Source organism: Geodermatophilus sp. SYSU D01045, from assembly GCF_054050295.1.
On sequence record NZ_JBJGZB010000009.1, the window covers coordinates 77,132 to 103,344 of the forward strand.

General features: G+C 75.9%; 26 protein-coding genes and 1 pseudogene. 12 read left to right on the forward strand and 15 right to left on the reverse strand.

Going from position 1 to position 26,213, the window contains the following annotated elements; all coding sequences use genetic code 11:
- The first annotated feature begins 99 nt into the window (after positions 1–99).
- Both ACI798_RS09360 and ACI798_RS09365 read left to right on the forward strand, forming a co-directional pair.
- Positions 100–420 (forward strand): STAS domain-containing protein, encoded by a 321-nt coding sequence (locus ACI798_RS09360; RefSeq protein ID WP_457047776.1) that lies wholly within the window; start codon positions 100–102, stop codon positions 418–420.
- 186 nt (positions 421–606) lie between these two features.
- The gene (locus ACI798_RS09365) at positions 607–1,467 is read left to right on the forward strand and encodes a helix-turn-helix transcriptional regulator (protein WP_457047777.1); all 861 of its coding nucleotides are present in this window, start codon (positions 607–609) and stop codon (positions 1,465–1,467) included.
- Between the two features lie 21 nt (positions 1,468–1,488).
- Here ACI798_RS09365 and ACI798_RS09370 read toward each other — a convergent pair whose 3' ends face one another.
- The 4 genes from ACI798_RS09370 to ACI798_RS09385 form a co-directional block, all read right to left on the reverse strand.
- Positions 1,489–2,457: an SDR family oxidoreductase gene (locus ACI798_RS09370; protein ID WP_456941051.1), complete on the reverse strand. Its 969-nt coding sequence runs from the start codon at positions 2,455–2,457 to the stop codon at positions 1,489–1,491.
- Between the two features lie 136 nt (positions 2,458–2,593).
- Positions 2,594–2,974 (reverse strand): VOC family protein, encoded by a 381-nt coding sequence (locus ACI798_RS09375; RefSeq protein ID WP_457047778.1) that lies wholly within the window; start codon positions 2,972–2,974, stop codon positions 2,594–2,596.
- A gap of 202 nt (positions 2,975–3,176) precedes the next feature.
- Entirely contained in the window at positions 3,177–3,923 is a 747-nt protein-coding gene (locus ACI798_RS09380; protein ID WP_457047779.1) for a GAF and ANTAR domain-containing protein, read from the reverse strand.
- A 269-nt stretch (positions 3,924–4,192) separates the two neighbouring features.
- Positions 4,193–4,924, reverse strand: a complete 732-nt coding sequence (locus ACI798_RS09385; RefSeq protein ID WP_457047780.1) for a GAF domain-containing protein — start codon at positions 4,922–4,924, stop codon at positions 4,193–4,195.
- Between the two features lie 633 nt (positions 4,925–5,557).
- On the opposite strand from ACI798_RS09385, the gene trhA reads away from it, so the two are divergent.
- Positions 5,558–6,268: a PAQR family membrane homeostasis protein TrhA gene (trhA, locus tag ACI798_RS09390; protein WP_456941047.1), complete on the forward strand. Its 711-nt coding sequence runs from the start codon at positions 5,558–5,560 to the stop codon at positions 6,266–6,268.
- Positions 6,269–6,411: 143 nt separating this feature from the next.
- Here the strand turns inward: trhA and ACI798_RS09395 are convergent, their stop codons facing one another.
- Complete coding sequence (locus ACI798_RS09395; protein ID WP_456941046.1) at positions 6,412–6,642, reverse strand: hypothetical protein; 231 nt, start codon at positions 6,640–6,642, stop codon at positions 6,412–6,414.
- 765 nt (positions 6,643–7,407) lie between these two features.
- Here ACI798_RS09395 and ACI798_RS09400 point away from each other — a divergent pair.
- Positions 7,408–8,370, forward strand: coding sequence for an AraC family transcriptional regulator (locus ACI798_RS09400; protein ID WP_457047781.1), 963 nt, complete (start codon positions 7,408–7,410; stop codon positions 8,368–8,370).
- A gap of 34 nt (positions 8,371–8,404) precedes the next feature.
- A complete protein-coding gene (locus tag ACI798_RS09405) occupies positions 8,405–9,382 on the forward strand; it encodes a helix-turn-helix transcriptional regulator (protein WP_457047782.1) in 978 nt (325 codons plus the stop codon).
- Here the strand turns inward: ACI798_RS09405 and ACI798_RS09410 are convergent.
- Together ACI798_RS09410 and ACI798_RS09415 are read right to left on the reverse strand one after the other, a co-directional pair.
- Positions 9,356–9,580, reverse strand: a complete 225-nt coding sequence (locus tag ACI798_RS09410; protein WP_457047783.1) for a hypothetical protein — start codon at positions 9,578–9,580, stop codon at positions 9,356–9,358. The two genes, ACI798_RS09405 and ACI798_RS09410, sit on opposite strands and share 27 nt — an antisense overlap.
- A gap of 210 nt (positions 9,581–9,790) precedes the next feature.
- Positions 9,791–10,066, reverse strand: coding sequence for a hypothetical protein (locus ACI798_RS09415; RefSeq protein ID WP_457047784.1), 276 nt, complete (start codon positions 10,064–10,066; stop codon positions 9,791–9,793).
- Between the two features lie 191 nt (positions 10,067–10,257).
- Here ACI798_RS09415 and zwf point away from each other — a divergent pair, with 191 nt between their 5' ends.
- Both zwf and ACI798_RS09425 read left to right on the forward strand, forming a co-directional pair.
- Positions 10,258–11,748 (forward strand): glucose-6-phosphate dehydrogenase, encoded by a 1,491-nt coding sequence (gene zwf, locus ACI798_RS09420; RefSeq protein WP_457047785.1) that lies wholly within the window; start codon positions 10,258–10,260, stop codon positions 11,746–11,748.
- A 404-nt stretch (positions 11,749–12,152) separates the two neighbouring features.
- Positions 12,153–12,881 carry an enoyl-CoA hydratase/isomerase family protein gene (locus ACI798_RS09425; protein WP_456941041.1) on the forward strand — a complete coding sequence of 243 codons (729 nt, stop codon included), beginning with the start codon at positions 12,153–12,155 and terminating at the stop codon, positions 12,879–12,881.
- A 46-nt stretch (positions 12,882–12,927) separates the two neighbouring features.
- Here ACI798_RS09425 and ACI798_RS09430 read toward each other — a convergent pair whose 3' ends face one another.
- Together ACI798_RS09430 and ACI798_RS09435 are read right to left on the reverse strand one after the other, a co-directional pair.
- Positions 12,928–14,082 carry a glycosyltransferase gene (locus ACI798_RS09430; protein ID WP_457047786.1) on the reverse strand — a complete coding sequence of 385 codons (1,155 nt, stop codon included), beginning with the start codon at positions 14,080–14,082 and terminating at the stop codon, positions 12,928–12,930.
- A gap of 8 nt (positions 14,083–14,090) precedes the next feature.
- A complete protein-coding gene (locus tag ACI798_RS09435; protein ID WP_456941039.1) occupies positions 14,091–15,095 on the reverse strand; it encodes a glucosyl-3-phosphoglycerate synthase in 1,005 nt (334 codons plus the stop codon).
- A gap of 82 nt (positions 15,096–15,177) precedes the next feature.
- Between ACI798_RS09435 and ACI798_RS09440 the strand changes: the two genes are divergently transcribed.
- The 3 genes from ACI798_RS09440 to ACI798_RS09450 all read left to right on the forward strand — a co-directional run bounded on the left by ACI798_RS09440 (position 15,178) and on the right by ACI798_RS09450 (position 17,472).
- The gene (locus tag ACI798_RS09440) at positions 15,178–16,134 is read left to right on the forward strand and encodes a Gfo/Idh/MocA family protein (protein ID WP_456941038.1); all 957 of its coding nucleotides are present in this window, start codon (positions 15,178–15,180) and stop codon (positions 16,132–16,134) included.
- On the forward strand, positions 16,131–17,219 hold the full coding sequence (locus ACI798_RS09445) for a zinc-dependent alcohol dehydrogenase (protein WP_457047787.1): 1,089 nt from the start codon (positions 16,131–16,133) through the stop codon (positions 17,217–17,219). The genes ACI798_RS09440 and ACI798_RS09445 overlap by 4 nt, the downstream gene beginning before the upstream one ends.
- A gap of 97 nt (positions 17,220–17,316) precedes the next feature.
- Positions 17,317–17,472 (forward strand): hypothetical protein, encoded by a 156-nt coding sequence (locus ACI798_RS09450; RefSeq protein ID WP_456941036.1) that lies wholly within the window; start codon positions 17,317–17,319, stop codon positions 17,470–17,472.
- 72 nt (positions 17,473–17,544) lie between these two features.
- Here ACI798_RS09450 and ACI798_RS09455 read toward each other — a convergent pair whose 3' ends face one another.
- A complete protein-coding gene (locus ACI798_RS09455) occupies positions 17,545–17,781 on the reverse strand; it encodes a hypothetical protein (RefSeq protein WP_456941035.1) in 237 nt (78 codons plus the stop codon).
- A gap of 137 nt (positions 17,782–17,918) precedes the next feature.
- Here ACI798_RS09455 and ACI798_RS09460 point away from each other — a divergent pair, with 137 nt between their 5' ends.
- Positions 17,919–18,395: a carboxymuconolactone decarboxylase family protein gene (locus tag ACI798_RS09460; protein WP_457047788.1), complete on the forward strand. Its 477-nt coding sequence runs from the start codon at positions 17,919–17,921 to the stop codon at positions 18,393–18,395.
- Between the two features lie 165 nt (positions 18,396–18,560).
- Here ACI798_RS09460 and ACI798_RS09465 read toward each other — a convergent pair whose 3' ends face one another.
- The 5 genes and pseudogenes from ACI798_RS09465 to ACI798_RS09485 form a co-directional block, all read right to left on the reverse strand.
- Entirely contained in the window at positions 18,561–19,511 is a 951-nt protein-coding gene (locus ACI798_RS09465; protein WP_457047820.1) for an alpha/beta hydrolase, read from the reverse strand.
- Positions 19,512–20,039: 528 nt separating this feature from the next.
- Positions 20,040–20,315 (reverse strand): annotated as a pseudogene (locus ACI798_RS09470) (DUF302 domain-containing protein); the annotation flags it as partial.
- Between the two features lie 114 nt (positions 20,316–20,429).
- The gene (locus tag ACI798_RS09475; RefSeq protein ID WP_456941031.1) at positions 20,430–20,798 is read right to left on the reverse strand and encodes a cupin domain-containing protein; all 369 of its coding nucleotides are present in this window, start codon (positions 20,796–20,798) and stop codon (positions 20,430–20,432) included.
- A 3-nt stretch (positions 20,799–20,801) separates the two neighbouring features.
- Positions 20,802–21,563, reverse strand: coding sequence for an alpha/beta fold hydrolase (locus ACI798_RS09480; protein WP_457047789.1), 762 nt, complete (start codon positions 21,561–21,563; stop codon positions 20,802–20,804).
- 292 nt (positions 21,564–21,855) lie between these two features.
- Entirely contained in the window at positions 21,856–22,776 is a 921-nt protein-coding gene (locus ACI798_RS09485) for an alpha/beta fold hydrolase (protein ID WP_457047790.1), read from the reverse strand.
- 204 nt (positions 22,777–22,980) lie between these two features.
- On the opposite strand from ACI798_RS09485, the gene ACI798_RS09490 reads away from it, so the two are divergent.
- Entirely contained in the window at positions 22,981–25,824 is a 2,844-nt protein-coding gene (locus ACI798_RS09490) for a helix-turn-helix transcriptional regulator (protein WP_457047791.1), read from the forward strand.
- Positions 25,825–26,213 lie beyond the last annotated feature (389 nt).

Genomic DNA, 26,213 nt, shown 5'->3' on the forward strand with positions numbered 1-26,213 from the left:
GGGCCGGCGGTCCCGCCGGCGCGCTGCCCGTTCCCGCCGTCGGGCGAGGAGGCGGAGATGAACTCCCATCCCGAGCACCCCAGGCCGCTTCCCGGGTCCATGACGATCGAGCACGAGGGCACCTGCCGGGTGCTCCGTCTGCGCGGCGAGCTCGACACCGCGGTCGCGGAACAGTTCAAGGGACGGACGAGCCGGGACGCGCTGAGCGTCGACGTCATCGACGCCGCCGACGTGTCCTTCATCAGCTCCACGGCCCTCGCCGTCCTGGCCCGGTGCAGCGAGGTGTCCCTCGCCGCCGGCCGGCGTCCGGTGCTGCGTGCCTCGTCGCCCGCGCTGGAGCGCATCCTGCAGCTGAGCGGGCTGCAGGACGACTTCCTGCGCCCGCCCGCCACGCCCAGCTGCGCCGAGACGCCCGGCTGACCGCCTGACCGCGCCGCGTCGCTGCCACCGCGGCCGGTCACTCCACGGCGTGGTGGACCGCCACCGGCCTGCCGGTCGCCGGTGCCGTGCCGGGGGTCCTCGCCCGGCCGAGGGAAGGACCGGCGGTCCGTGGACGACCACTCCCGGCGACGGTAGGAACGGCTCAGCACCGACGAGGGAGGCGACGTGATCGACCGGGCCGGGCTGGCGGACTTCCTCCGCCGCCGTCGGGAGGCGCTGCAGCCGGAGGACGTGGGTCTCCCCCGCGGGCCGCGCCGCCGGACGAGCGGGCTGCGGCGCGAGGAGCTCGCCGTCCTCTGCCACATGTCCACCGACTACTACGCGCGCCTGGAGCAGGAGCGCGGGCCGCAGCCCTCGGAGCAGATGGTGGCCGCGATCGCGCAGGGGTTGCACCTGTCCCTGGACGAGCGGGACCACCTGTTCCGGCTCGCGGGTCACCGCCCGCCCGCGCGCGGCGCCGACGGCGAGCACGTCGGGCCCGGCCTGCTGCGCATCCTCGACCGGCTCGGCGACACCCCGGCGGAGATCGTCACCGAGCTCGGCGAGACGCTGCGGCAGACCCCGCTCGCCGTCGCGCTCACCGGCGACGCGACCCTGCGCACCGGGCCGGCGCGCAGCCTCGGCTACCGGTGGTTCACCGACCCCGCCACGCGGCAGCTGTACGCCCCGGAGGAGCACGCGTTCCTGTCCCGGCTCTACGCCTCGGGCCTGCGCGAGCTCGTCACCCTGCGCGGCCCGGGCTCGCGGGCCGCGCGCCTGGCCGAGCTGGTGCTGGCCCGCAGCGAGGAACTGCGGCGGCTGTGGGACACGCACGAGGTCGGCCTCCGCCCGCGCGAGGTCAAGCGCTTCGTCCACCCCGTCGTCGGCGCGCTGGAGCTGAGCTGCCAGTCGCTGGTCGACCCCGACCAGTCGCACCGGCTGCTCGTCTACACCGCCGTCCCGGGCAGCCCGAGCGCCGAGCGGCTGCAGCTGCTGTCGGTCCTCGGCACCCAGGCGGACCCCGCGGTCCGGGCCGCCCCCGGCTGACCGGGGCACGGCCCGGGACGGTCAGCGCGGCAGCGGGTGCACCCCGTCGGCTCCGGCCGCCGCGAACGACACCCCGGCCAGCTCCTCGGACAGGTGCCACATCCGCTCGGCGTCCCCGGTGCCGCGCACCGGGCGGTAGGGCTCCTGCTCCGCAGGGGCGCCGCTCGCCCCGCCGGGGCCGTCCGGGCCGTAGAACCGGCCGCCGCCGTCCGGCGCGGTCGCGGCGAGCAGGGCCGGCAGCGCCGCGCTCTCCACGGTGCCGGTGAGGCCCAGCCGCGACAGCACGCGGATGAGCCGCACGCCGGTGGTGTCCCGGGCGCGGCCGACCTCGGGCCGGGCCGCGAGCAGGCTGGTCGGCGCGATCCCGGGGTGGGCCAGGTCGCTGGTGATCCCCCAGCCCCCGGCGGCGCTGCGCCGCTGCAGCTCCAGGGCGAACAGGCCGACGGCGACCTTCGACTGGGCGTAGGCGCGCTGCCCGTCGTAGGACCGCTCCCAGTTCGGGTCGTCCCAGTTCACCGCCCCCCGGCGCGCCGCGACGCTGGTCTGCGAGGTCACCCGCGCCCGGCCGGCCCGCAGCAGCGGCAGCAGGGCGGCGACGAGCGCGACGTGCCCCAGGTGGTTGGTGCCGAACTGCAGCTCGTGCCCGTCGGCGGTCGTCTGCCGGTCCGGTGGCCGCATGACGCCGGCGTTGGCGACGAGCAGGTGCACCGGCCGCCCCTCGGCGCGCAGGGTCTGCCCCAGCGCCGCGACGGAGGCCAGCGAGGACAGGTCGAGGTCGCGCAGGGAGACGTCGGCGTCCGGGACCTGCGCGCGGATCCGGGCGACCCCGGCCTCGCCCTTGCGCGGGTTGCGGACCGGCAGGACCACCTCGGCGCCGGCCGCGGCGAGCCGGCGGGCCAGCACGAGGCCGACGCCGTCGCTGCCTCCCGTGACGACGGCGCGGCGGCCGGTGAGGTCGGGGACGGGGACGTCGGGTCGGGTGCGCGGCATCGGGTGCTCCTCGGGTCGTGGGGACCCCAGCCTCACCGCGCGAGGCGCCCGCGTTCAGGGACGGCCGATCCGCGGATCGCCGGTCCCCGGCTGCGGCCCGGACGCTGCGGCTGCTCCTCCACGGGACCGAAGACGGTCAGAGGAGCCGTTCCGGGCCGTGGAGCCGGGAGTTGAGCGTGTCCCACGGGGTGACGGTCGGCTCGGCGACCAGTTCGGCGCCGGCCTCGACCGGGTCCGCGGTCGCGGCGCGGGTGTCGGGTACCTCGAACGCGACGCGGATCCGGCCCGGGACGCGGTGTCCCACCTCGACCTCGTCGGTGTACTCGGCGTAGGGCGGGTCGTTGATCTCCAGCGTCGCCCGGCCGGCGTCGAGGATGACGACGTGGCCGCCGCGGGCCTCGTGGGCCTCCTGCTCCGGCAGCCCCAGCACGTCGCGGAAGAAGCGGACCGCGGCCTCGTGGCCCGTCGCGGTGACCACGAGGCGGAGTTCGGTGGCCCGCTGCCGTTGCTGCGTCATGGGAGTCTCCTCGGCCGCGGTGAGGGGCGTGCCGCGAGAGGTCCGCGAGAGGTCATCGCGTCGCGTGCGCGGAGGTCGGCCCGGACGCCGGTTCCCGTCGCACGTCGATCGGGACCATCGGACACCCTCATCGGCCCGCGCACCGGCGACCAGCTGCGGACCGCCCCGGTGCAGGCCGCCGGCGCGCATCCGGCAGGGGCGGTCACCCCTCCCCAGCCGGCGGCCCGGCCGGCAGCTCCCCCGTCCGCACCAGGTCGTGGGCGACGTCGCGGTCCCGGCGGGCCGCGCCCGCCGACGCCCGGGCCAGCGCCCGGATCGCCTGGTCGGCGGTCAGCCCGAGCCGCTGCACCAGCACGCCCGTGGCCTGGTCGATCACCGCGCGGGCCTCCAGGGCGATCCGCAGGTCGTCGGCCATCGCGCGGGCGCTCCGCATCGCGTGCAGGTCGCCGGCCGCCGCCGCGGCGTGCGGGCCCAGGCGGGTGGCGGCGGCCCGGGCGTCCTCGTCGAAGGCGTGCGCCGCGCGGGCGTAGATGTTCAGCGCGCCGGCGACGCCGCGGTCGGCGTCGATCACCAGCGGGACGGACAGCGAGCTCAGGGCGCCGTGGGCGACCGCCCGCGGCACGTAGTCCGGCCACCGGCTGTCGGTGCGGGTGTCGGCGACCTCGACCAGCTCACCGGTGCGCGCGGCGTGCAGGCAGGGCCCGTGGTCACGCTCGTACTGCGCCTCGTCGACGTCGACGGCCAGCCGACCGGTGGCGGCCACCGTGGTGGGCACGTCGTCGACGAGCAGCGACACCGACGTCTCGGTGTCGCCGGGCACCACCGTCCGGGCCAGCGCGGCCACGGTGTGCAGCAGGTCCTCCGTCGACAGCTCCGGAGCAGGCAGGCGCTCCCGGCGCCGGGGTGCGCCGGCAGCGTCGTCGAGGCGGGGCTCCTGGCTGCTGTCCACGGCGCGGCTCCGGTCTGCTGCACCGGGGCGGGCACCTCGGTTGCGGACTCCGCCTCGGAGCCCGCGCTGGCGTGGCACGCCGGGGTCGGACGCACGGTCGGCGCAGGGTGGCTCCCACCACCGGACCCGAGCGTACGCAGCTCTCCGTCGTGGCGGGCGCACCGCCGCGTCGAGGGCGGCACCGCCTGCGGTCACCGGCCGCCGCCGAGCGGCCGCCGTCCCCGACGACGCGGCCGGCGCCGCAGGGACCCGGACGGCGACGGCGGGGGCTAGAGGTCGCCGCCGCGGTCGAGCAGGCCGCTCAGGGGGACCTCTCCCTCGACGATGCGCCGGGCGAGCTCGTCGAGGTCCCCGCCGCGGGCGAAGGCATGCGCCCGGAGCAGCGCCAGCGCGTCGGTGCTGCTGACCTCGAGGCCGGCGTTGACGAAGCCCATGGCCCGCCACACGACCGAGCGCCGTCCGGCGGCCGGCGCGTCCAGCCACACCGGCCCGCCGCTCTCGCCGCGCGTCGCCTCGCTGTTCTGCTGGAACGCCGAGGTCACCTCGGCACTGATCGCCAGCGCGTGCGCCAGGCTCAACGCGGTCACGTCGTTCGGCGGGACCGTGTAGAGGTCCAGCGCCCCGATGCCGCGCAACCCCCCGTGCAGCGGTAGCGAGATGACCCCGCGGATCGGGGTGCTGGTGACCAGCTCGTCGTGGAACGCCGGCCACCGGGACCGGATCGTCACCTCGTCGGCCACCACGGGGCCGCCTTCGGCGTACGCCGTCAGGCACGGCCCGGCCCCGATGGTGAACTGCAGCCGCTCTGCCGTCGCCGCCGCCGCGTCACTCGAGCCCAGCGGTAGCCGTTGGCCGTCGACGAAGAAGAGCCCGATGCCCGCACCGTCGACCGGCAGCACCCGGGCGCACGCACGGGCGAGCCGCTCGGGCAGCAGCTCGGGGCCGGCCAGCTCCCCCGCCAACTCGGCGAGCACGGCCCGGAACTCCGCGACGACCGTCACGATCCTCCCGTCCCGACCCGTCGGTGGCGCCGGCCCCGTCCGCCGGGGCCGGGCGGCGAACCGCCCCGGGCGTCGGGCGTCGGCACGGTGAGACCGCCTGCGTCACTTCCTCCCGCGAACGACCGGTGCCCAAACTCCGGACGTCGGGTAGGCCCCTGTGCACGCAAGTGTGAGCCGGGACGGCGGGAGGGGCCGGGCCGGCGTCCGACCGGGTGCCCGACCCGGCCGGCGCGTGGGTCCTCGGACTCCCGCACCGTCTCCTCGCGGGTTTGCGACGTGGTGGCGCGGGCACGGATGGACATCGGCTGCGCATCCGCACGTGCCCGCGGCTCCCCACCTGCAGGACCGTGAAGGGCCAGCCGTGGACGTCGCGACGCGCACGACCGGGACGGCGCTCGCGGACGCCCCGGCCGGGTGCCACGCCGGCCGCGGACAGGGTCTGCCCACCGCCCGGGTCGCGGCTCCTCGGGTGCGCCGGGGAGGAGGTCACGGCCCGCGGGTGGCCCGCCTCCCCCGCGCGTCCGGACGGGAGAGCACCGCCGGGCCGGCGACCGTGCGTCACCGAGGGCCTGACGGCGGAGGACCGGGCAGGAGCACACGGCGCCCGCTCCGGCTGTGCTCCGGGCAGGTGGCATGACCGTCAGCCGGCCGGGCCACGGGGACCGCCGGGCCAGGACCGGTCCGACGGTGCACTACGACGCGCGGCGCGCGGTGTCCTACGCCAAGCCCCTCCTGCGCGGCTGGCTGCACCTGGTGTGGTTCGCCGCCTCGCTCGTGGCCGGCCCGCTGCTGTGGGTCGCCGTCCACGGCCGGGGGCCGGTGATCGGCGTCGGGATCTACACCGGCTGCCTCAGCGGGCTGTTCGGCGTCAGTGCCCTGTACCACCGGGGCAGCTGGGGGCCGGTCGCCCGCCGGGTCCTGCAGCGAGCCGACCACGTGATGATCTTCCTGTTGATCGCCGGGACGGCGACTCCGGTGTTCCTCCACGCCGTGCCCGGCACCTACGGGCGGCTGTGCCTGGTCCTGCTGTGGGCCCTCACCGCCCTGGGGATCCGGGCCCGTCTCGCCCGCATGGACGCGCCGGAGTGGCTCGTCGGAGGAGCGTTCATCGCGCTGGGAGCCGTCAACGCGCTCGCGGTACCGGCGCTGTGGGCCGCGGCCGGCGGCCTCGCCGCGGCCCTCGTCGTCGGCGGCGGGCTGCTGTACATCACCGGCGCCGTCGCCTACCACTGCCGCCGCCCCGACCCGCTCCCGTCGGTCTTCGGCTATCACGAGGTCTTCCACGCGTTCGTGTGTGCCGCCGCCACCTGCCACTACGCCGCCATCGCGCTGCTGGTCAGATGAGCCCGCGCGGTGGAGCGGGCGCACCGGCGCCGGCTCCACCCGGGTCCACGGACCGGCCGGAGGGCCGGCGCTCGCGGGCAGCCGCCCCGGACCGACCGGAACACCGGCCGGCCGAGCCGACCGCGGTCGGCGGCGGGCGAGGTTCAGGGGGAACGGACGGGGCGCGGCAGAGCCGAGGGGTGCTCGGCGGCTCGCGCCATGGCCCGGGCGACTGCCCGCGCGGCTTCCTCCCGCTGGGCGGCGGCCTCCAGGTCACGCTCGACGGCGCGGCGGGCGTTGGCCAGAGCGCCGCGGGTCGGTGCTCCCGCGAGGACGGTCCGCACGCGCTGCCGGATCCGCCACCACCGGGACAGCAGGCTCAGGACGAGGGTCATCGGCTCAGGGGGTGGGGACCGTCGTCGGCCCCGTGGGTGAGGGCCAGGCAGGTCCAGCACAGCGGGAGGACGCGATCGGCGGAGTCGGGCCAGGTCCAGATCCGGGGATCCAGGGGGACGACCGGGGTCGCGCACATCGCCCGGCCGGCCTGTCCGATCGCGTGCAACCGGCCGACCGCCGTCGCTCCGGCGATCGAGGACCCGTCGGCTGGGCGGGGGCTGGGGAGCACACCGTCGGCACCGACCGCCCAGCCGGCCGAGCCGGAGCAGGCGGGGGCTCGCTGACAGCAGGCGCACCGGCCGTGCGGGGCTCGCGCGCAGCTCATCGGGCGTCGTCGGCGGGGGCGTGCCCGGCCCGGTCGAGCACGGCGGGGCAGGCGTCCGCCGACGTCGGGAGGTGTCCGGCAGGGGCGGCCGTGGTCTCAGCCATGCCGCCACCGTGGCCGAGTGCTCCCGTCGGATACAGGGACCTACGCCTCTGTATCGAAACGAGGCGATCCGTATCCGCCCGTCGGTCCCGGCGTCTCGCGCGGGGCGATGGGCGTCGTCGGCACCACCTCCGACGAGTGGAGGTGGTCGAACAGCACCTCACAGACCTCGCTGAGGCCTCCGCCCGGTGTCGCATGAGGGCTCGACGAGGCACCGACTGCGCCGGTGGGCGAGGGGCTTCGCACATCGGGTACCGGCGGCTACCGTCGGTCGGGCCGGCGCTGCCGGTGGCGGCCCAGCCACGGCCCCGGGAAACGCTCACCCCGAAGGCGCGTCATGCCGGTCGAGGTCGTCGAGTTGTCCATCCGGGAGCCGGACGTCGCCCAGGCCGTGCTCGCCGATCTCTACCGCTCGGAGCGCCCGCTCGCGTTCTCCGGCGTCCGCGGGTCGTTCACCTGCGAGCTCCGGTCGGCAACGGCCGGTCACCTGACCGCGGACCGGCTGCGGTTCACCGCGGGCATGCGCTGCGCGGTCGCTCCGCTGAGCGACCTGGTGGTGGCCAGTCCGGTGAGCGGTGGGTGCCGGTACGTGGAGGGCCGGGACGAGGTCACCACGCGACCGGGCGTGGTGTTCCGGTGCCCGACCGGCGTGCCGTTCACGAACGAGTGGGACGACGTGGACGTGGGCATCGTGCGGCTGCCGCTGGCGGTGGTCGAGCGGGTGGCCGAGGAGCGGCTGGGCGTCCCCGGGACCGATGTGCGGTTCGACGGGATGAGCCCGGTGTCCGAGCCGATGCGCCGCACGTGGCTGGGGCTGATGCGCTTCGTGCACCAGCAGATGGCCGACCCCGGCAGCGGGCTGGCCGAGCCGCTGGTCGCCGCGCACCTGGCCGAGCTGATGGCGGCGGCCGCGCTGGCGGCGTTCCCGAACACGACCATGACGTCGGACCACCTGCCCGGCACCGGCGCGGTGGCGCCGGCGGTGGTGCGCCGGGCCATGGCCTTCATCGACGGGCACGCCTCGCTGCCGATCACCGTCACCGACGTCGCCCGCGCCGCCGGGGTCGGGCCGCGGGCGCTGCAGCTGGCCTTCGCCCGCCACGTCGGGCTGAGCCCGATGGGCTACGCACGGCGGGTGCGACTGGAGGGCGCGCACCGGGAGCTGCAGGCCGCCGACCCGACCGCCGGGGACACGGTCGCGGCGATCGCAGGCCGCTGGGGCTTCGCCAAGCCCGACCGGTTCGCCGCCGCCTACCGCGCCGCCTACAAGGTGGCCCCCAGCCACACCCTGCGCACCTGAACCACCGCGGCCGCACACGCCCCGAGGAGAGGTGATGACCGCCGAGACCGCCCCGACCACCACAGCGCCCCGACGCACCGAGTTCCGCACCCGCGACCCGGCCGAGGCACGCGAGCTCCTCGACACCCTCTACAGCGGTCGCCTCCAGGTGGACGCCCCGCGCGACGCCACGTGGCTGCTGGACCTGCGGACGGTCGACCCCGGCCCGTTCACCTTCTGCCACCTCACGCTGCCGGCCGACATCACCTTCGACGTCCACGGCCGAGACGACGTCGTCATCAGCACGGTCATCCGGGGCACCATCGGGCTCGAGCGCGGACAGAGCACCGACCGCTACGCGCCGGGGGACGTCTACGTCGCCGTCCATCCACAGTCCACCGACGTCAGTCGCACCCACAAGGCCCAGGCTCGCACCGTCACCCTGCCGCAGGCGCTGCTCACCGACGTGGCCCGCGGCGCCGCCGCGCCCGGCGGGCGGTGGCAGTTCACGGCCATGCATCCGGCCCCCGGTGACGCCGCACGCTGGCGTCAGGTCACCCGGTTCGTCGACGACCTGCTCGCCGAGCCCGAGGCCGCCGCCTCGCCGCTGCTGCTCGGGCCGGCCGCACGGCTGCTGGCCGCCACCGCGCTGACGATCCTGCCGAACACCGCCGTCGCCGAACCCGCGGCCGCGGACCGCGCCGACGCCCACCCCGGCACGCTCCGCCGCGCCACAGCGTTCATCGACGCCAACTGCGACCGCGACATCTCCGTCGCCGACATCGCCCGGGCCGCCTACGTCACCCCCCGCGCGGTGCAACTGGCCTTCCGCCGCCATCTCGGCTGCACTCCGACCACCTACCTCCGCCAGGTCCGCCTGGCCCAGGCCCACCGGGAGCTACGCGACGCCACCCCCGGCGACGGGGTCACCGTGACCGCCGTCGCCGCCCGCTGGGGCTTCACGCCCAGCCGGTTCACCGAGCGCTACCGCGCTGCCTACGGCGTGCTACCCAGCGTCACCCTGCGGACCTGACCCGCGGCCCCGCGCGGCCCGCAGCCGCCGGGCCTCCAGCCCCCGGCGCAGCTCCTCCGCCCGCTGCCGGCTGGCCCCGGCCTCGGCGACGAGCTCGGTCGCGGAGCGCCGGGCCCGCTCGGCCGCGGCGCGCCGCGCCGCCACCTCGGAGCGGTCCATCAGCGCCGCGCGATGCGCGTGCCCCCGGCTGTCGGCCATCGCGCCCCACCCGTGCCCAGGCTGTCTGCTCGTGGGGCGCCGCGCGCGGACACCCCCCGCCTGGGCTCAGCGGCGTCCTGCTCGTCCGAGGAGCCGATCGCGCGCGGCCACCCGCGATCAGCAGACGCGCCGGCCGCGGGCCCCGCCGCACGAGCGGGCACGCGGCTGCGCACGGTGGGGGTGTCGGTTCGCGTGTGCGGGGACTGCCGGTCAGTGCGCGGCGGACTCGAGCGCGTCGGCCCGCGTCCACATCCGCAGCGCCTCGCACCGCTCCTCCTCGGCACGCCGGCGCATGCGGGCTGCCCGGTCGCGGTGCGGCCCGGACGGGTCGGCGCTGCAGGCGGCCTCCGCGGCGCACGCGACGTCGTCGTAGGTCAGCGCCGCCTCCGCGGCAGCCGCGGCAGCCGCACGGATCGCTGCCACAGCGCCGCGCGAGACCGCGGCCCGCCGGTGGTCCAGCGGCTGCTGCGCCGGTGACGCGGTCACGACGCGATCGTGACCGGCGGATCACCGGTCGGCTACCACCGCAGGCGAACAGCCGCGCTCGCGGACTCGCCCGCAGGCGAAGTCGCGCCCGGCTACGGGGCCGAGGAGCCGTCCGGCTCGGACCGGGCGCGCCTACCGGCGGCCCCCGGAGACCTGTCCACCGCCGTCCGGGATGGGCATGCTCTCCGGACATGAGCATCGACACGGGTCGTCGGTCTCCGCCCTGCGCGCTGGTGATCTTCGGCGCCTCGGGTGACCTCACCGCCCGCAAGCTCCTGCCCGCCCTCGCCCAGCTGGCCGGCTACGGGGCGCTCCCTCCGGAGGTGACGCTCGTCGGCGTCGCCCGCACGCCGATGACCGACGCCGAGTTCACGGACGCCTGCCGCCGCGACGCCCCCACCGCGGGGAACCCGCGGTGGCACGACATGACGGCGACGGCCCGCTACGTGAGCGGCCACTACGACGACCCGGCCACCTACCAGCGCCTGGCCGAGGTCCTCGCGACGTGCGACGGCCGGCACGGGACGGCGGGGAACCGGGTGTACTACCTCGCCACGCCCCCGCGCCTGTTCGGGCCGATCGCGGTCAACCTCGGCAAGGCGGGGCTGTCCGTGCCGGCCGGCGACAGCTCCATCCGCGTGGTCGTCGAGAAGCCGTTCGGCTGGGACGAGGCCAGCGCCCGGGAGCTGTACGCCGACCTCTCGTCGGCGTTCGTCGAGGAGCAGGTCTTCCGGATCGACCACTACCTGGCCAAGGAGACGGTGCAGAACCTGCTGGCGCTGCGGTTCGCCAACTCGATCTTCGAGCCGATCTGGAACCGGACGTGGGTCGACAACGTGCAGATCACCGTCGCCGAGACCCTGGGCGTCGGCGAGCGGGGCGGTTTCTACGAGACCACCGGCGCGATGCGCGACATCGTGCAGAACCACGTCCTCCAGGTGCTCTCGCTGTTCCTCATGGAGCCACCCACGTCGTTCCACCCGGAGGCGATCCGCGACGAGAAGGTGAAGCTGCTGCGCGCGATCCGGACGCTGGACGGCGACGCGGAGATCGCCGAGAACGCGGTGCGGGGGCAGTACACCCGCGGCGGCACCCGGGAGGAGCTGATGCCGGGGTACCGGGAGGAGCCCGGGGTCGATCCGCTGAGCGCGACCGAGACCTTCGTCGCGATGCGACTGGAGGTCCGGAACTGGCGCTGGACCGGCGTCCCGGTCTACGTGCGCACCGGCAAGCGGCTCCCCTCCCGGATCACCGACGTCGCCATCGAGTTCCGCCGCCCACCGCAGCTCCCGCTGTTCCCCGGGACGGCGGCGGGCCTCGAGCCCGACGCCCTCATCGTGCGCGTGCAGCCCGACGAGGGCCTGAGCCTGCGCTTCGGCGCCAAGGTGCCCGGCCACGCCTTCCGCGTGCAGAAGGCCTCGATGGACTTCTCCTACGAGAGCTTCGAGGAGCAGTCGCCCGACGCCTACGAGCGGGTCATCCTCGACGCCCTGATCGGCGACCCCACCCTGTTCATCCGCGCCGACGAGGTCGGCCGGTCCTGGCGCATCGTCGACCCGGTGATGCAGTTCTGGGCCCGGGACGAGCGCCCCATCCCGCTGTACCAGGCAGCCACGTGGGGTCCGCCCGAGGCGGGCTCCCTGATCGCCCGGGACGGCCGGAGCTGGCGCCACTCGTCCTGACCAGCGCCGACGCGGCGGGTGCGACCACGAGCAGTCGCGGAGGCTGTCCGCGGCCCGGTGCAGGTCCGCGTCGTCGGTGAAGTCGTCGGTGGAGTGGTGCGGCGCGAACCGCAGGCCGTCGCCGCGCAGCGAGCACGGGACGCCCCGGGACAGCAGCCGGTCGTGCAGCAGCCGGGATGGCGTGGTCCGAGCCGATCCGCCGCCGTTCCGAGCGCGTTGCTGCACTCCTCGCCCGCGCTCGGCCGTGTCGGTCGCCGCCGGCTTCCTGGCCGGGTGCCTGCGGCGCCCTGATCCGGGCAGAGGCCTGATGGATCCCCGGATCCCAGCGGCGGGCCCTCGCCGCCCTGCGTGTGCGGGAGCTCCCGCGGGCCGGCACCACGCCCCGGTACGTGGAGGATGACCCGATGCTGAGCACCGAGGACCGGGACGGCGTCGCCGTCCTGCGCATCGAGCACGGCCGGGTCGGCGCCCTCGACGTCGAGCTGCTGGACGCCCTCACCGGGGCCGTCACCGCGACCGACCGGGCGCTGGTCGTCACCGGCACCGGCTCGTCGTTCTCCGCCGGGGTGGACCTGCGCCGGATCCTCGACGGCGGCCGGCCCTACACCGAGCAGCTCCTCACGGCGCTGTCCCGCACGTTCCGCGCCGTGTTCGACCACCCCCGGCCGACGGTCGCGGCGGTCAACGGGCACGCGATCGCCGGCGGCTGCGTGCTCGCCCTGGCCTGCGACCTGCGGCTGATGTCGGCCGGACGGATGGGGCTGGCCGAGCTGGCGGTCGGCGTCCCCTTCCCGACCGCCGCCCTGGAGATCGTCCGGCACGCGCTCGGCCCCCGCGCCGGCCAGGTGCTGCTCGGCGCGCAGGCCACCGACCGCGAGCGGGCACTGGCCCTGGGGATGGTCGACGAGCTCGCCGAGCCCGGCGACCTGCTGCCGCGGGCGGTCGCGCTGGCCGGGGAGCTGGCCGCCCGCTCGCCGGAGTCCTACCGGCTGGCCAAGGTCGCGCTCCACCGCCCCGCGAACGCGGCGATCGAGGCGACCGCCGGCGACGACGCGGCCGTCCTCGCCGGCTGGACCGCGGACGACACCCGGCGGCGGATCGAGGCCGCGCTCGCGGCACTGGCGCGGCGCTGACCCCGGTCCCCACCGCCGAGGCGGGTCCCGGGGTCGGGGCCGAGCGCTACGCCGCCTCCAGGACACCGGCGCGCTGCACCACCTCGGCGTAGAGGGACTCGTAGCCGTCGGCCATCACGGCCGGCGCGAAGCGGCTCGCCGCGGCCGCCGCGCAGGCGGCCGGGTCGATCTCGTCGAGGCGGTGCAGCGCCGCGACGAACGCCTCCTCGTCCTCGGCCAGGAAGCCGGTGATCCCGTCGTCGACCAGGGAGGGGAGGCAGCCCAGCGGGTGGGCGACCACCGGCGTCCCGGCGGCGAGCGTCTCGCACACCGCCGTCCCGCCGGGCTCGGGCCACCGGACCGGGAACAGCACGGCCCGCGCGGAGCGGAGCAGCGCCTCCTTGTCCTCGCCGGTCACGCTCCCGATCCACCGGGCGTGGTCGTCGTCGAGCAGGGGCTCGACGTGCTCGCGGAACCAGCGGACGTCGGGGTAGCCGGCCACCGGGCTGGCCGGGTCGGCGAGCGCGGCCTCGAGAGAGGCGCGATCGGGCTGCCCGCCCACCGGCCCTGCGAGGACGAGCGGCACCCCGGCGGCCCGGCAGGCCCGCAGCGCGACGTCGATGCCCTTCGCCTCGCACAGCCGGGACAGGACCAGGACGGCGTCGGATCGCTCGGCCCGTGGTACCGGGGGCCGGTCCGGGATCGGGACGGCGAGCGGCACCGCGCCCAGCGTCTGGCGCCGCAGCGCCTCCGGGCCCCGGGCCACCTGGGACTCGGAGACGCCGGCGAAGAAGACCCGGCCCCGGCCGTCGAAGCGCGCGTAGAACTCGGCGTTGCGCCGCAGGTCCCAGTGCAGCGTGTGCAGCACCGGCGGGACGGTGGGGCCGAGGGCCGCGAGGACCGCCGGTCCGACGACCTCCAGGTGGGTGTGCACCAGGTCGAACGGTGCGCCGCTCGCCGCCTGCCGGTGGATCGCCTCGACGACGGCGTGCGCGTGCGCGTGCGCGATCCCGGTGACCTCGGGGTAGGGGGCGGCGAGCCGCTCGAACTGCCCGGTCGGGAACGCCGCGACGCGGCCGTCCGCCGGCAGCCGGCTGTCCCCGACGGTGGCCAGCACGACCTCGTGGCCCCGTCGGCGCAGCTCGGTGGTCAGGGTCGCGACGACGTTCTCCAGTCCCCCGTACCCCTGCGGCGGCACCGGCAGCCAGGGTCCGGCGTCCATCAGGATCCTCACCGGCCCGCCCCGCCGACGCGCGCGCCCCGGTAGCCGGGCACGGTGCGCATCGGCGGCCGTTCCCGCACGCCGACCTCCCACGTCACCGCCTCGACGGCGGTCCCGGTGCGCACGTACTGGACGAGGGTGTCCTCCCGGACCCCGATGCCCGGGCACCGGGCGAGCGCCGTCTGCAGCACCTGCCCGGCCATCCGGCCCAGCGCCGCGTCGCTCTGGTGCGAGTGCCGGCGGCTGCCGAGGTCGACCTGCGCCAGGGCGTCGATGCCGGCGAGCTCGGCCAGGTCGACGAGCAGGCCCAGTTCGACGCCGTAGTGCGAGACGAACGGCACCCGCTCCAGCAGCTCCCGCCGGCCGGCGTACTCGCCCGACAGCGGCTGGACGAACCCCGACAGGTGCGGCCACAGGGCGTTGAGCAGGGGGCGGGCGGTCAACTCGGTCACCCGGCCGCCGCCGGTGGGCACCAGGCCCTCGCGGGTGTCCACCGGCCGGTCGTAGAGACCCTTGACGTAGCCGATCGCCGGGTCGGTCAGCAGCGGGCCGAGCAGACCCACCACGAACGTGGGGTCGAACGCCACCAGGTCCGAGTCGACGAAGACGAGCAGGTCCCCCGACGTCACGTACAGCGACTTCCACAGCGCCTCGCCCTTGCCCGGGACGTGCCCGCGCTCGGGCAGGACGTCGTCGACGTGGACGACGCGGGCCCCCGCGGCCCACGCGACGGCCGCGGTGCGGTCGGTGGACCCGCTGTCCACCACGACCACCTCGTCCACGAGCGGGACGGCGGCGACCAGGTCGCGGCGGAGGGCCCCGACGATGTCGCCGACCGTCGGTTCCTCGTCCAGCGCGGGCAGCACCACGCTGACCGTGAGGCCCTGACGGTGCTTGTGCTCGAGCAGGCGGCGGGAGTCGTAGTCCCGCGCGCGGAAGGTGCGGCGGTCCAGCCAGCGGGCGACGTCTGCGCGCATCTCGGCCTCTCGCTCGGGGGCTGTCGGGGTGGCCACCGTCGCACCTGGGTACACGAGACCGTGTCGCGCGTCACCTCGGCGTCGCGCGCGACACGGTGCGTGACGGCACGATGCCGACGTGGGCATCCGCGTGGGACTCGTCGGTGCAGGCGGGGTCGGCGCCCGCCACGCCCGTGTGCTGTCGGGCTTCGAGGACGTCGAGGTGGCCGGGATCTGGGACGCCGATCCGGCTGCGGCCGCGGCCCTGGCGGACGACGTCGGGACCTCCGCCGTGCCCGGCCTGGCCGGCCTGCTCGACCGCGGCCCGGACGCCGTCTGGCTCTGCGTCCCGCCCTTCGCGCACGGCGACCTGGAGCTCGCCGTGGTCGACGCCGGGCTGCCCTTCTTCGTGGAGAAACCGCTGGCGGCCGACCTCCCGGTGGCCGAGCGGGTCGCCGCGGCGGTGGCCGCCGCCGGCCTGCCGACGGCGACCGGCTACCACTGGCGGCACCTGGACACGGTCGGTCGCGCGCGGGCCGCGCTGGCCGGCCGCACGGTGCGCCTGGTCGACGCGCGGTGGTGGGGTACGACGCCGCCGCCGGCCTGGTGGAGCCGGCAGGACCGCTCCGGCGGGCAGGTCGTCGAGCAGGCCACGCACGTGCTCGACCTGCTGCGGCTGCTGGCCGGGGAGGTCGACGAGGTGGTCGGCGGCGCCGCGCCGTCCACGCGGGAGGGCCGCGACGTGCCCGACGCCACCGCCGCCGTGCTGCGGCTGGCGTCGGGCGCCGTGGGGACGGTGAGCACCTCCTGCGTGCTGCCGGCGCCGACCGCGGCGGGCCTGGAGGTGGTCGCCGACGGGACGGCGGTGCACCTGACCGAGACCACGCTGCGCGTGCGCACCCGCTCCGGTGACGAGGAGGCCACCCCCACCGTCGACCCCCGGACCGCCGTCGACCGCGCGTTCGTCGACGTCGTGTCCGGGCAGCCGGCGTCGCCCGGGCTGGTGGACGTCGCCGAGGCCCTGGCCACCCACCGGCTGGCCTGGGCGGTGGCCGAGGCGGCACGCACCGGCACGACCCTCGGGGTGCGCCGGTGACCACCGTGCGGACGCTGGTGGTGCCGCGCCCCGGCGTCCTCGAGGTCGAGGAGACGCCCGAGCCCCCGCTGGCCGAGGGCCGCTTCCGGGCGGAGACGCTGTTCAGCGGGGTGTCGGCGGGGACCGAGCTGACCTGGTACCGCGGGACGAGCCCGTACCTCGCCACCGGCTGGGACGCCGAGCTCGGCCTGTTCGACCCGGCGCAGGCGGCGCGTTCGTTCCCGGTGCGGCAGCTGGGCTACATGGAGGTCGCCCGGGTGGGCGACAGCCGCACCGCCGCGGTGGCCGAGGGGGCGCTCGTGGCCATGGCCTACGGCCACGCGACGGTCGTCCACGGCGACCCGGTGACCCAGCACGTGGTGCCGCTCCCGGGCGACCTGGACCCGCTGCTGGGCGTCTACGTGGCCCACCTGGGACCGATCTGCGCCAACGGCCTGCTGCACGCCGCAGCCGACGCCGGCGGCCGCGAGCTGGCGGACGGGGTCGCCGGCCGGCTGGTGGTGGTGGTCGGCGGCGGGGCGATCGGCCTGCTGGTCGGGCTGCTGGCCCGGGTGCACGGCGCCGCGGAGGTCGTCGTCGTCGACCCCACCCCCCAGCGGCGGGCCGCCGCGGCCGGGCTCGGACTGGACGCCGTCGACGACGCCCCGGACGTGGCCCGCGAGCTGAAGACGAGATGGCGGCACGGCCCGGCCGACCACGGCGCGGACGTGGTGTTCCAGTGCCGTGGCCAGGCCGCGGCCCTGGCCACGGCCCTGCGCTGTGCCCGGCCGCAGGCGACGGTGGTCGACCTGGCCTTCTACACCAGCGGCGCCGCGGACCTCGCCCTCGGCGAGGAGTTCCACCACAACGGGCTGTCGGTGCGGTGCGCCCAGATCGGCCGGGTGCCCCGCGGTCTCGCGCACCTCTGGGACCGCTCCCGGCTCTCCCGCGCGACCCTCGCCCTGCTGGCCCGGCACGGCGACCTCGTCCGTGCGCACCTGCTCACCGACGTCGTCCCGTTCGACGAGGCGCCGGTCTTCTTCGCCGACCTGAGCGCCCGGCGCCGCCACGCCCTCTCCGCGGTGCTCGAGGTGGCGCAGGTCTGAGGCACCCGCCCTACCCGCGACCCGGCGGTAGCGTGGGTCCCGGCCGTCCTGACCACGTCGTCGCTGCCGGAGCAGCGAGTCAGCGAGGAATCGCGCCATGACCACACCCCCGGACGTCCCCGTCCCGGACGACGACAGGCACCCCGACGCCGGCCCGCCGCAGCCCGGGAGCGCTCCCGGCGTGGAGCTCGGCGCGTCCGAGGACGCGGGTGGCACCTTCGAGCCCGAGGAGGACCCGGAGACCGGCGCCTGAGCCGTCCTCCGCTCCCGGGGAGGGCGGGCTTCGGACGTCGTCCGCAGCCCGCGGGCCGCCGAGGAGCCGGGCTCAGTCGCTGGAGACGGGCCGGGTCGACCCAGCGGCGACGAGCAGCCGACGGGCCGGGGCCTCGTCGGAGGGGGCGACCAGCACGCGGACCCCCTCCAGTTGCAGCTGGGGGTACTGCCCTCCGGCATCGTCGGTCGCCAGGTCCGCGTGCAGGCCGTGACTGCGCAGCAGGCCGACGATGAGTTCGCCCTCCGTGCGGCTGCCGACGACGGCCACGGGCACAGGAGCACCGTCCACACGCCCACCTCCTCCACGCTGCCCCCTCGTGACGGGCAGCACCACCGTCACACCGTCGGGGGTCCGCGGCCCCGGTCGAAGGTCCCGGACCCGAGAGACGCCGTGGGACGACCGGACGCCCCGAGAGGACACCGCGGATGACCGAGGTGCAGATCCACACCACCAGGCTGGACACGCGGGCCAACGACGCACTGACGGCCATCGCCGACGCCGGCGCTGCGGCGTTCGGCCACACCGCCGAGCTGACACTGGACGGACGACTGGCCCAGCTGCTGCGGCTGCGCGTCGCCCAGATCAACAACTGCCCGTACTGCCTGACGGTCCACCACCGCGCCGCGCGGGACGTCGGCGTGCCGCAGGCGGAGATCGACCTCCTCTCGGCGTGGTGGGAGACCCGGCTGTTCAGTGACGCCGAGCGTGCTGCGCTGGCGTACGCCGAAGCCCTCACCCGCGCCTCCGACACCACGGTCGCGCAGGCGTTCCAGCGGTACCACGACGAGCTGGCCGCCCACTTCGACGAGGCCGCGATGCGGGAGATCGTCGGGGTCGTCGTCAACATGAACACCTGGACCCGGCTCAAGCTCGCCGAGGGCGCCATGCCCTCGCTCGGGTGATCCCGCCCGCGCCGGACCCTCGGGGCTCCCACCCCCCAGCCGCGGCGGGGGCGCACGGGGCGACCATGACGACGGCGGCGTCGACCACCGCCGGGCGTGCGGCCTTCCCCGCGGGGCGGGTGCGTTGATCGAGGGGACGTGGACCCCCTCTCCGGGACGACGCGGCTACCGTCCGGACGTGCGTCCCGTCTCCGCGGCGGGTGCGCCGCTCGGGAGCCCGGAGTCAGAGGCGTCGCGCGCCTTCGGCACCGACGGCGCCGTCGCGGAACCGCTCGGGGTGAACCGCCGGACGAAGTCGAGCGCCGTCTGGGCGACCTCGCGCCAGCCGTGGTCGATCGTGAGGGAGTGGCCCCGGTTCGGCATCCTCACGATCTCCGTCACGGCCGGGTTGCGCCGCTGCCGCTTGTAGGAGGCGTTCGCGATCGCCCACGGGACCGTGTGGTCCTTCTCGCCCTCGATGATCAGCAGCGGACCGCGGTCGGGGTTCCTCGTGTCGACCTTGGCCTCCGTCCGCGGGTTGAGGTTGGCGTTGCCCATCTGCACGAGCGAGATCCCGGAGCCGGCGACGTGGTACCGGTCGTAGAGCTCCCTCGCTTCCTCCTCGTCCAGGGCGTTCGCCCAGCTGTACCTGAACTGGTCGAGGGTGAGCGTCAGCGCCCGGCGGCGGGTGCGCGGGTCGACCAGGAACGGGCCCGCCGACCTGAGCGTGGCGACGGGCAGCGGCAGGACGCCACGGAAGATCCCGGGGTCGATCGCCACCGTGGCCGCCGACAGGCCCCGGCCCGCGAGCACCTGCGCCAGCAGACCCCCCGTCGAGTGCCCGACGAGGGCCGGCTTCCTCTCCAGGGCCTCGATGACCTCGGTGGTGTGCTCGGCGACCTGCCTCAAGGTCTTCCGGGCGAGCACCTCCGGCTCCGCCCGGGCGGCCTCGACCGTGTCCGGATCGTCCGGCCAGTCCGGCGTGAGCGGTGCGTAGCCGGCCTGCCGGAAGAGGTCCGCCCAGCCGGCCCAGCTGCTCGGCAGGAGCCAGAGGCCGTGGATGAAGACGACCGGGGTGTCGCCGGAGGCGTTGGCCGCCTCGATCTCCCGCATCTCCCGCTCGGACGTCGATGCCATGACGAGCTCTCCTCCGGTCGGAGTGGACGGATCAGGAGTGCCGGAAGGTGACGAGGGCCTTCGCAGCGCGGGCTCCTGCGCCTCGGAACCGTCCCGCCGCGGTGGCTGCTGGTCACGTCGGCCTCGCACTGCTGCCACCGGGGCCCTCGCGCGGATCGTCCCGGCCAGTCCTGGCCCGCACCAGTGCTCTTCGTCCCTCGGGGACCGGCCGTGCCCGCGGCTCGAGACGGCTTCGACCACGGTCGCCCGGAGCGCGAGGAGCCCTGGACCCACGATGGTGTGGTGCCGGGCCCGGCCCAGGACCGCTGCAGCACCGACTGCACGGTGTCCGCGACGGCGAGCGTCCCGGACGGCCGGTGCCAGGCACGGCACGGATGCGGTCCTCTGCTGGTCGGGCGGACGGTGGACCGCGAGCGCCGGCGCCGACGCCGTCGTGACGAGACCTGCGAGGAGATCGTGCAGGCCGGTGAGCACGGCCTGCCGGCCGCCGAGTGCGCACCTGTCCGCCAGCCCCCGGGGGTCGTGGTGGGCGAGGTGCGTGCTGCCGGACTCGGACCACACCAGCACGCGCAGCGGCAGGTCCAGACCGGCCCGCGGATCGGCCTGCACGGGAGCCGTGCCCACCGCGGGATCGCCGAAGACCAGCAGCACGTCGTCCTGCTGCAGGCCGGCCTCCCGGGCGCCCGCGGCGTGGTCGATCGTCGCGACGAGCGGCACCCGGCGTTCGTGGAGGGCGGCGGTGACGAGCGCGGCGGTCGACGGCACGTCACCGGGTGCCGCCACCACGACCAGCGCATCGGTCATCGCCACCTCCGGGATCGGTCGAGACGGTGCAACCGGTCGACGACCGTGCGACCGGCACGGGCGTTCCTCGTCGTCGCCTGTCCGGACCGGACAGTCGGCCGGTCCGGAGCGCCGTCAGCCGGCGGAGGTCGCCAGGGGCTGTCCGGCCTCGACGATGTAGGTGGACAGCATCCGTCCCGTGCCCTGGCCGATGTCGCGGGCGTTGTGGGGAGTCCGCGGTGGGATGAGGAAGCCGTCGCCGGCCCGCAGGGTCACGGTGTCGGCGTCCCTGATCTGCATCTCCACCGTCCCGGCGAGGATGTAGCCCACCTCCTCCCCGGGGTGGGTGTGCCAGCCCGATTCCACGCCCACCGGGATCTCGGTGAGCACCTGCACGATCTCCCGCCCGGGGATCGACGAGGGGCCGCGCTGCACCTCGCTGCGCCGGAGGACGGCGGCCAGGTCGTCCGGCACCGACATCACGGGCGGCCCGGGATCGGACACGGCTCAGACCCCTGCCGGGGCACGGCCGGCGAGACGGTGACCCACGGCCTCCATCGCCTGCAGGATCGCGTCGACCACCGGCTGCGGCTTGGTGACGAAGGCGACGTGCGAGCCCTCCACCTCGCTGATGGTCATGCCGGCACGCTGGGCCATGGTCCGGAGGACGTCGCTGCCCGCGGCCTTGTCGCCGGTCGGGATGACCGCCCAGCACGGCAGGGCCTTCCATGCCGGCGCACGGGTCGACTCGGTGAACCCCCGCATGGCCACCGGCCGCTGGGTGACGGCCATCACGGCGCTGTCCGCGGGCGGCACGTCGGCGGCGAAGGCGTCGTGGTACCGCTCCGGATCGATGGCGAACTCGACCTCGGTCTCGCTCCCCTGACCGGTGGGGTACTGGAGTGCGACGAGAGCGCTGTTGAGGACGCTGTCGACGGAACCGTTCTCGATCTCCGTGAGCGTCTCCCCCTCGTCCGGCGCGAAGGCGGCGACGTAGACCAGGGCGACCACGTTGCCCGGTCGCGTCCCGGCGTTGGTGAGGACCGCCCCGCCGTAGGAGTGGCCGACGGCGATCACCGGGCCGGGGATCTGCCCGAGCGCACTGGCGACGTAGGCGGCGTCGTGAGCCAGGCCGCGCAACGGGTTGGAGATCGCCTGGGCCCGCACCCCGGCGGCCGTGAGGCCGGCGATGACGCCGTTCCAGCCGGAGCTGTCGGCGAAGGCGCCGTGGACGAGGGCGACGGTGGGGGCGGCGGTGGTGTCGGTCATGGGGTTCCCTCCCGATGTGGTGGTCGACAGAGCCCGGTGCCGGGACGACCGGCTGTCCGCTGCCCCGGTCCTCGCCGAGGACGTCCACGCCCTCCTCGGTGAGGACGGCAGTCGTCGCTCCTCCCGACCCTCGGCTGCCGCGGTGCCCGCGTCCGTCCCGGACCTGTCGCGGGGGACCCTCGTCGCCGCCGTGCGGCCGGAGCAACGGTCAACCGACCTGCCGGTGCGGTCGGGCCAGGCGCTCGGCTCGGTACGCGGGGGGCCGGGGCGGGACGGCTGACCCGGTCGGGACCTACCTCACCGCGTGGAACCGCCGGATGGCGGCCAGGACCTCCTGCGGGCGTTCCTCGACCAGGAAGTGGCCACAGTCCAGGGCGTGTCCGGAGACGTCGGCGGCCCAGTCACGCCAGATGGCGAGGGTGTCGTACCAGGCCGCCAGGGCTCCCTGGCCGGCCCACAGGACCTGGGTCGGGCAGGTGATCCGGCGGCCGGTCGCGCGGTCCTCGTCGTCCCACTGCCGATCACACGTCGCCCCGGCGCGGTAGTCCTCGCACATCGCCCGGATCACGGCCGGGTCCCGAGCGCACCGGACGTAGTCCGCCACGGCCGCCGGCGGGAACCGGCGGATGGCACCGCCGAACTCGGCGTCGAAGAGGAAGAACCCGGGGTCCGCGCCGATGAGCTGCTCCGGGACGGGATGCGGTTGGGCGAGGAAGGCCCAGTGCCAGTAGCCGAGGGCGAAGCGGGCATCGGCGCGTGCCCAGACCTCCCCGGTCGGGATCACGTCCAGGACGGTGAGCCGGCGGACCGCGTCGGGGTGGTCGAGCGCCATCCGGTAGGCGACCCGGCCGCCGCGGTCGTGTCCGGCGACGTCGAAGCGGTCGAATCCGAGCCGGCGCATCAGGGCGACGCAGTCCTGGGCCATGGCGCGCTTGCCGTAGCTCTCGTGGCCGGGGACGGCGGCCGGCTTGGAGCTGTCCCCGTAACCGCGCAGGTCGGGGGCGACCACCGTGAAGTCCTCGGCCAGATCGCCGGCCACCAGGCCCCAGGCCAGGTGGGTCTCGGGGTAGCCGTGCAGGAGCAACAGCGGCGGCCCCGACCCTCCGGCCCGGACCCGCAGCGACACCTCGCCCACGGTCACCTGCGACACGGTCAGCTCGTCGAACGACGCGGGCAGCGTCGTTCCGCTCGTGGTCCCGGTGGGCACGGACATCGGCGTCTCCTGGGGCACCCCGCACAGCCGACGCAGTATGGAGGCGCTGGGGTCCCCGGCACGTGAGTCACCCGACTCGTCGCGGCCACGCGGCTCTGGCTGGTCGCCGGCCGGTGCCATGGGAGAGACTTCCGTCGCCGCCCGTCCTGACATCCGGAGCCGCGTCGTCCCGTGCTGACCGGCGCCCAGCCGAGAGGACGTCCCATGGAGGACACCCACCTCCTCGGTGACAGCGAGAGCGCCGACCTGGTCGGGCGGACCGCAGAGCTGCAGCTCCTCGGGGCCTTCCTCAGCCGGGCTGCCCACCACGGGGACGCGCTGCTCCTGAGCGGAGGACCGGGAGTCGGCAAGACCGTGCTCCTCGACGTCGCCGGCCGAGTGGCCGCCGGCTCGGGGACGCGGGTCCTGCGAGCGGCCGGGGTCGAGTTCGAGGCCGAGGTCAGCTTCGCCGGGCTCCACCAGCTGTTCCTCCCCCTGCACGACCAGGTGCAGGCGCTCCCGCGGCCACAGCGGGAGGCACTGTCGGTCGCTCTCGGCACGGGCACCGGTCGCACAGCCGGCCGGCTGGTGATCTCCGCCGCCGCGCTCGGCCTGCTCCGCCACCTCGCGGAGCGGCAACCGGTCCTGCTGGTCGTCGACGACGTGCAGTGGCTGGACCGCTCGACTGCGCGGGTCCTCGGGTTCGTCGCCCGCCGACTGGAAGGCAGCCGCGTCGGGTTCCTCGCCGCGGTGCGGAGCGGGACCGAGTCCTCCCTGCTGCACGCCGGCCTGCCGGAGCACGAGGTGTCGCCCCTCGACGAGCTCGCGGCGACGCAGCTGCTGGCCAGCCGGTTCCCCGATCTCGCCGTGCCGGTCCGCCGGCACGTCGTCGCGGCGGCGCAGGGCAACCCGCTCGCCCTCCTCGAGCTGCCGGCGACGATGACGGAGGGCCAGCGCGTTGCGCGGAACCCCTTGCCGCCCGTCCTCCCGCTGACCGGTCAGCTCCAGCGGCTGTTCGCCCCCCGGCTGCGCACGCTGCCACCGGCCAGCCGCAGGCTGCTCCTGCTGACCGCCCTGGACGGGACCGGAGACCTCCGGGCGCTGCGCGCAGGCTCCTCCGGTGACGGCTGGCTGGACGATCTGGCGCCCGCCGAGCGGGACGGGCTGGTCCGGGTCGACTCGACCACCAACCGGGTGACCCTGCGGCACCCCCTGATCGGCGCGGCGGCGGTGGAGCTGGCCACCGCCGGCGAGCGCCGGCGGACCCATGCCCTCCTCGCCGACCTGCACGCCGACGACCCGGAACGTCGTGCCTGGCACCTGGCCGAGGCCGCAGGCGGCCCGGACGAGCCGACGGCCGCGCTGCTCGAGGTGGCCGCCTCCCAGGCGCTGCACAAGGGGGACGCCGTCCGGGCCGTACACGCTCAGCTCCGCGCCGCGGAGCTGAGCCCCCGTGGCGCGGACCGTGCGCGCCGGCTGGCCGCAGCCGCCTACCTCGGTGCCGACACAGCAGGGAAGTTGGACAGTGTCCCCCGCCTCCTCGGTGAGGCCCGCCGCGCCGACCCGGACAGCGCTGAGCCCCTCGAGGTCACGGTGGCCGCCGCCTACCACCTCCTCAACGGGGAGGGTGACGTCGACACCGCCCACGCGATGCTGTCCCGGGTGATCGAGGACGCCGTGGAGCAGGGGCACGGCGGCCCGGCGGTCGACGAAGCGCTGCACAGCCTGATGCTGGTCTGCCACTTCAGCGGACGGGACGAGCCGTGGCGCCCCTTCGAGTCGGCGGTGACCCGGCTGGGGCCCGCGGTCTCACCGGTCCTGACGGTGTCGGGCAACCTGTACGGCGCTCCCGCCGTCCGCGCGTCGTCGGGCGAGCTGGACCGCCTGGACCGGCTCATCGCCACGCTCGGCGCCGAGGTCGACCCCACCCGGATCGTGCGCGTCGCCATCGCGGCCTTCTACGTCGACCGCGTGTCGGCCTGCCGATCGGCGCTGTCGAGGGTCATCCGGGACGGGCGCGACGGCGGGGCCGCCACGTCCGCCGTCCAGGCCTTGATGATGCTCTGCCACGACGCCTATCGCGGGGGACGGTGGGACGAGGCGGCGCGGATGGCCGACGAGGGCATCGCCTGGAGCGAGCTGCTCGGGTACCAGCTGATCTCCCTGCCCGGCGTCTACTGCCGCGCGATGCTCGCCGCGGCTCGTGGTGACGACGAGGCGACCAGGTCCCTGACCGAGGAGCTCGTGGCCTGGGCGGCGCCTCGAGGCGCGACGGTGCTCGAACACTTCGCCAACCGGGCCAGGGCCCTGGCCGCCCTCGGTCGAGGCGACTACGAGGAGGCCTACCGCCGTACGACCGCCATCAGCCCCCCGGGCCTCCTGGCGCCGCACGTCCCTGTCGCGATGTGGGTCGCCAAGGACCTGGTGGAGGCGGCGGTCCGCACCGGGCGTTCCGCGGAGGCCGCGGCGCACGTCACCGCCATGCAGGGGGCCGAGGTCTTCCGGCTCCGCCCGCGCCTGGCCCTGCTCGCCTCGGGATCGGCGGCGCTCGCGGCCTCCGGGGAGGACGCCGGCGACCTCTACGAGGCGGCCCTGGCCGTCCCCGGCGCCGAAGCGTTCCCGTTCGAGCGGGCACGCGTGCAACTGGCCTACGGCGAACACCTGCGGCGGACCCGGGCGACATCGGCGGCCCGACTCCAGCTGAGCGCTGCCCGGGAGGCGTTCGAGCGCCTGGGCGCGCACCCCTGGGTCAGTCGTGCGGAGCAGGAGGTGCGTGCCAGCGGCCTGACGCACGGTTCCCGCACCGAGTCCGACGCGGCGGCGACCCTGACACCGCAGGAGCACCAGATCGCCTCGCTGGCCGCTTCCGGGCTGACCAACAAGCAAATCGGGAGCCGTCTCTACCTGTCCCCCCGCACGGTCTCCGGCCACCTGTACCGGATCTTCCCCAAGCTCGGCATATCGACGCGCGCGGCCCTGCGCGACGCGTTGACCCGGACATCCCCGGCACCACCGCCGGAGACGGCTGACCCGGAGCCGGCTGCACGATCCGAACGACACCGACGGTGACCTGTACGAGGTCCTCGATGCGGCCGGCCTCTGCCGGGCCGACACGGGAGTCGGAGACCGAGTGGGCCGGGAACAGCGAGGTGGGCGGGATGTCGATGCGCGACCGGGACGCCGGGCGGGCCGGAACGCCGTCCGCGCGGGCTGCTCCGCCACCGTGGCCGCGACCCGGCGCTCCCAGCAGCCGGCCGGCCCTTCTCGACCCAGTGCAGGAGACCCGCGAGCACGTGCCACACCCCTGCTGTACGGGGCCGCTCGGCGTGGCCGGTCGACGGAGCGACTCCCGCCCGTGCCCCCGGACCTGCCCGGGTGTCCGCCGCAGTTCGGTGTCGTGCGTCTGTGCAGCTCGACCGGCACACGGAGCGTGCGCACCACGGTGGATGACACCGCGC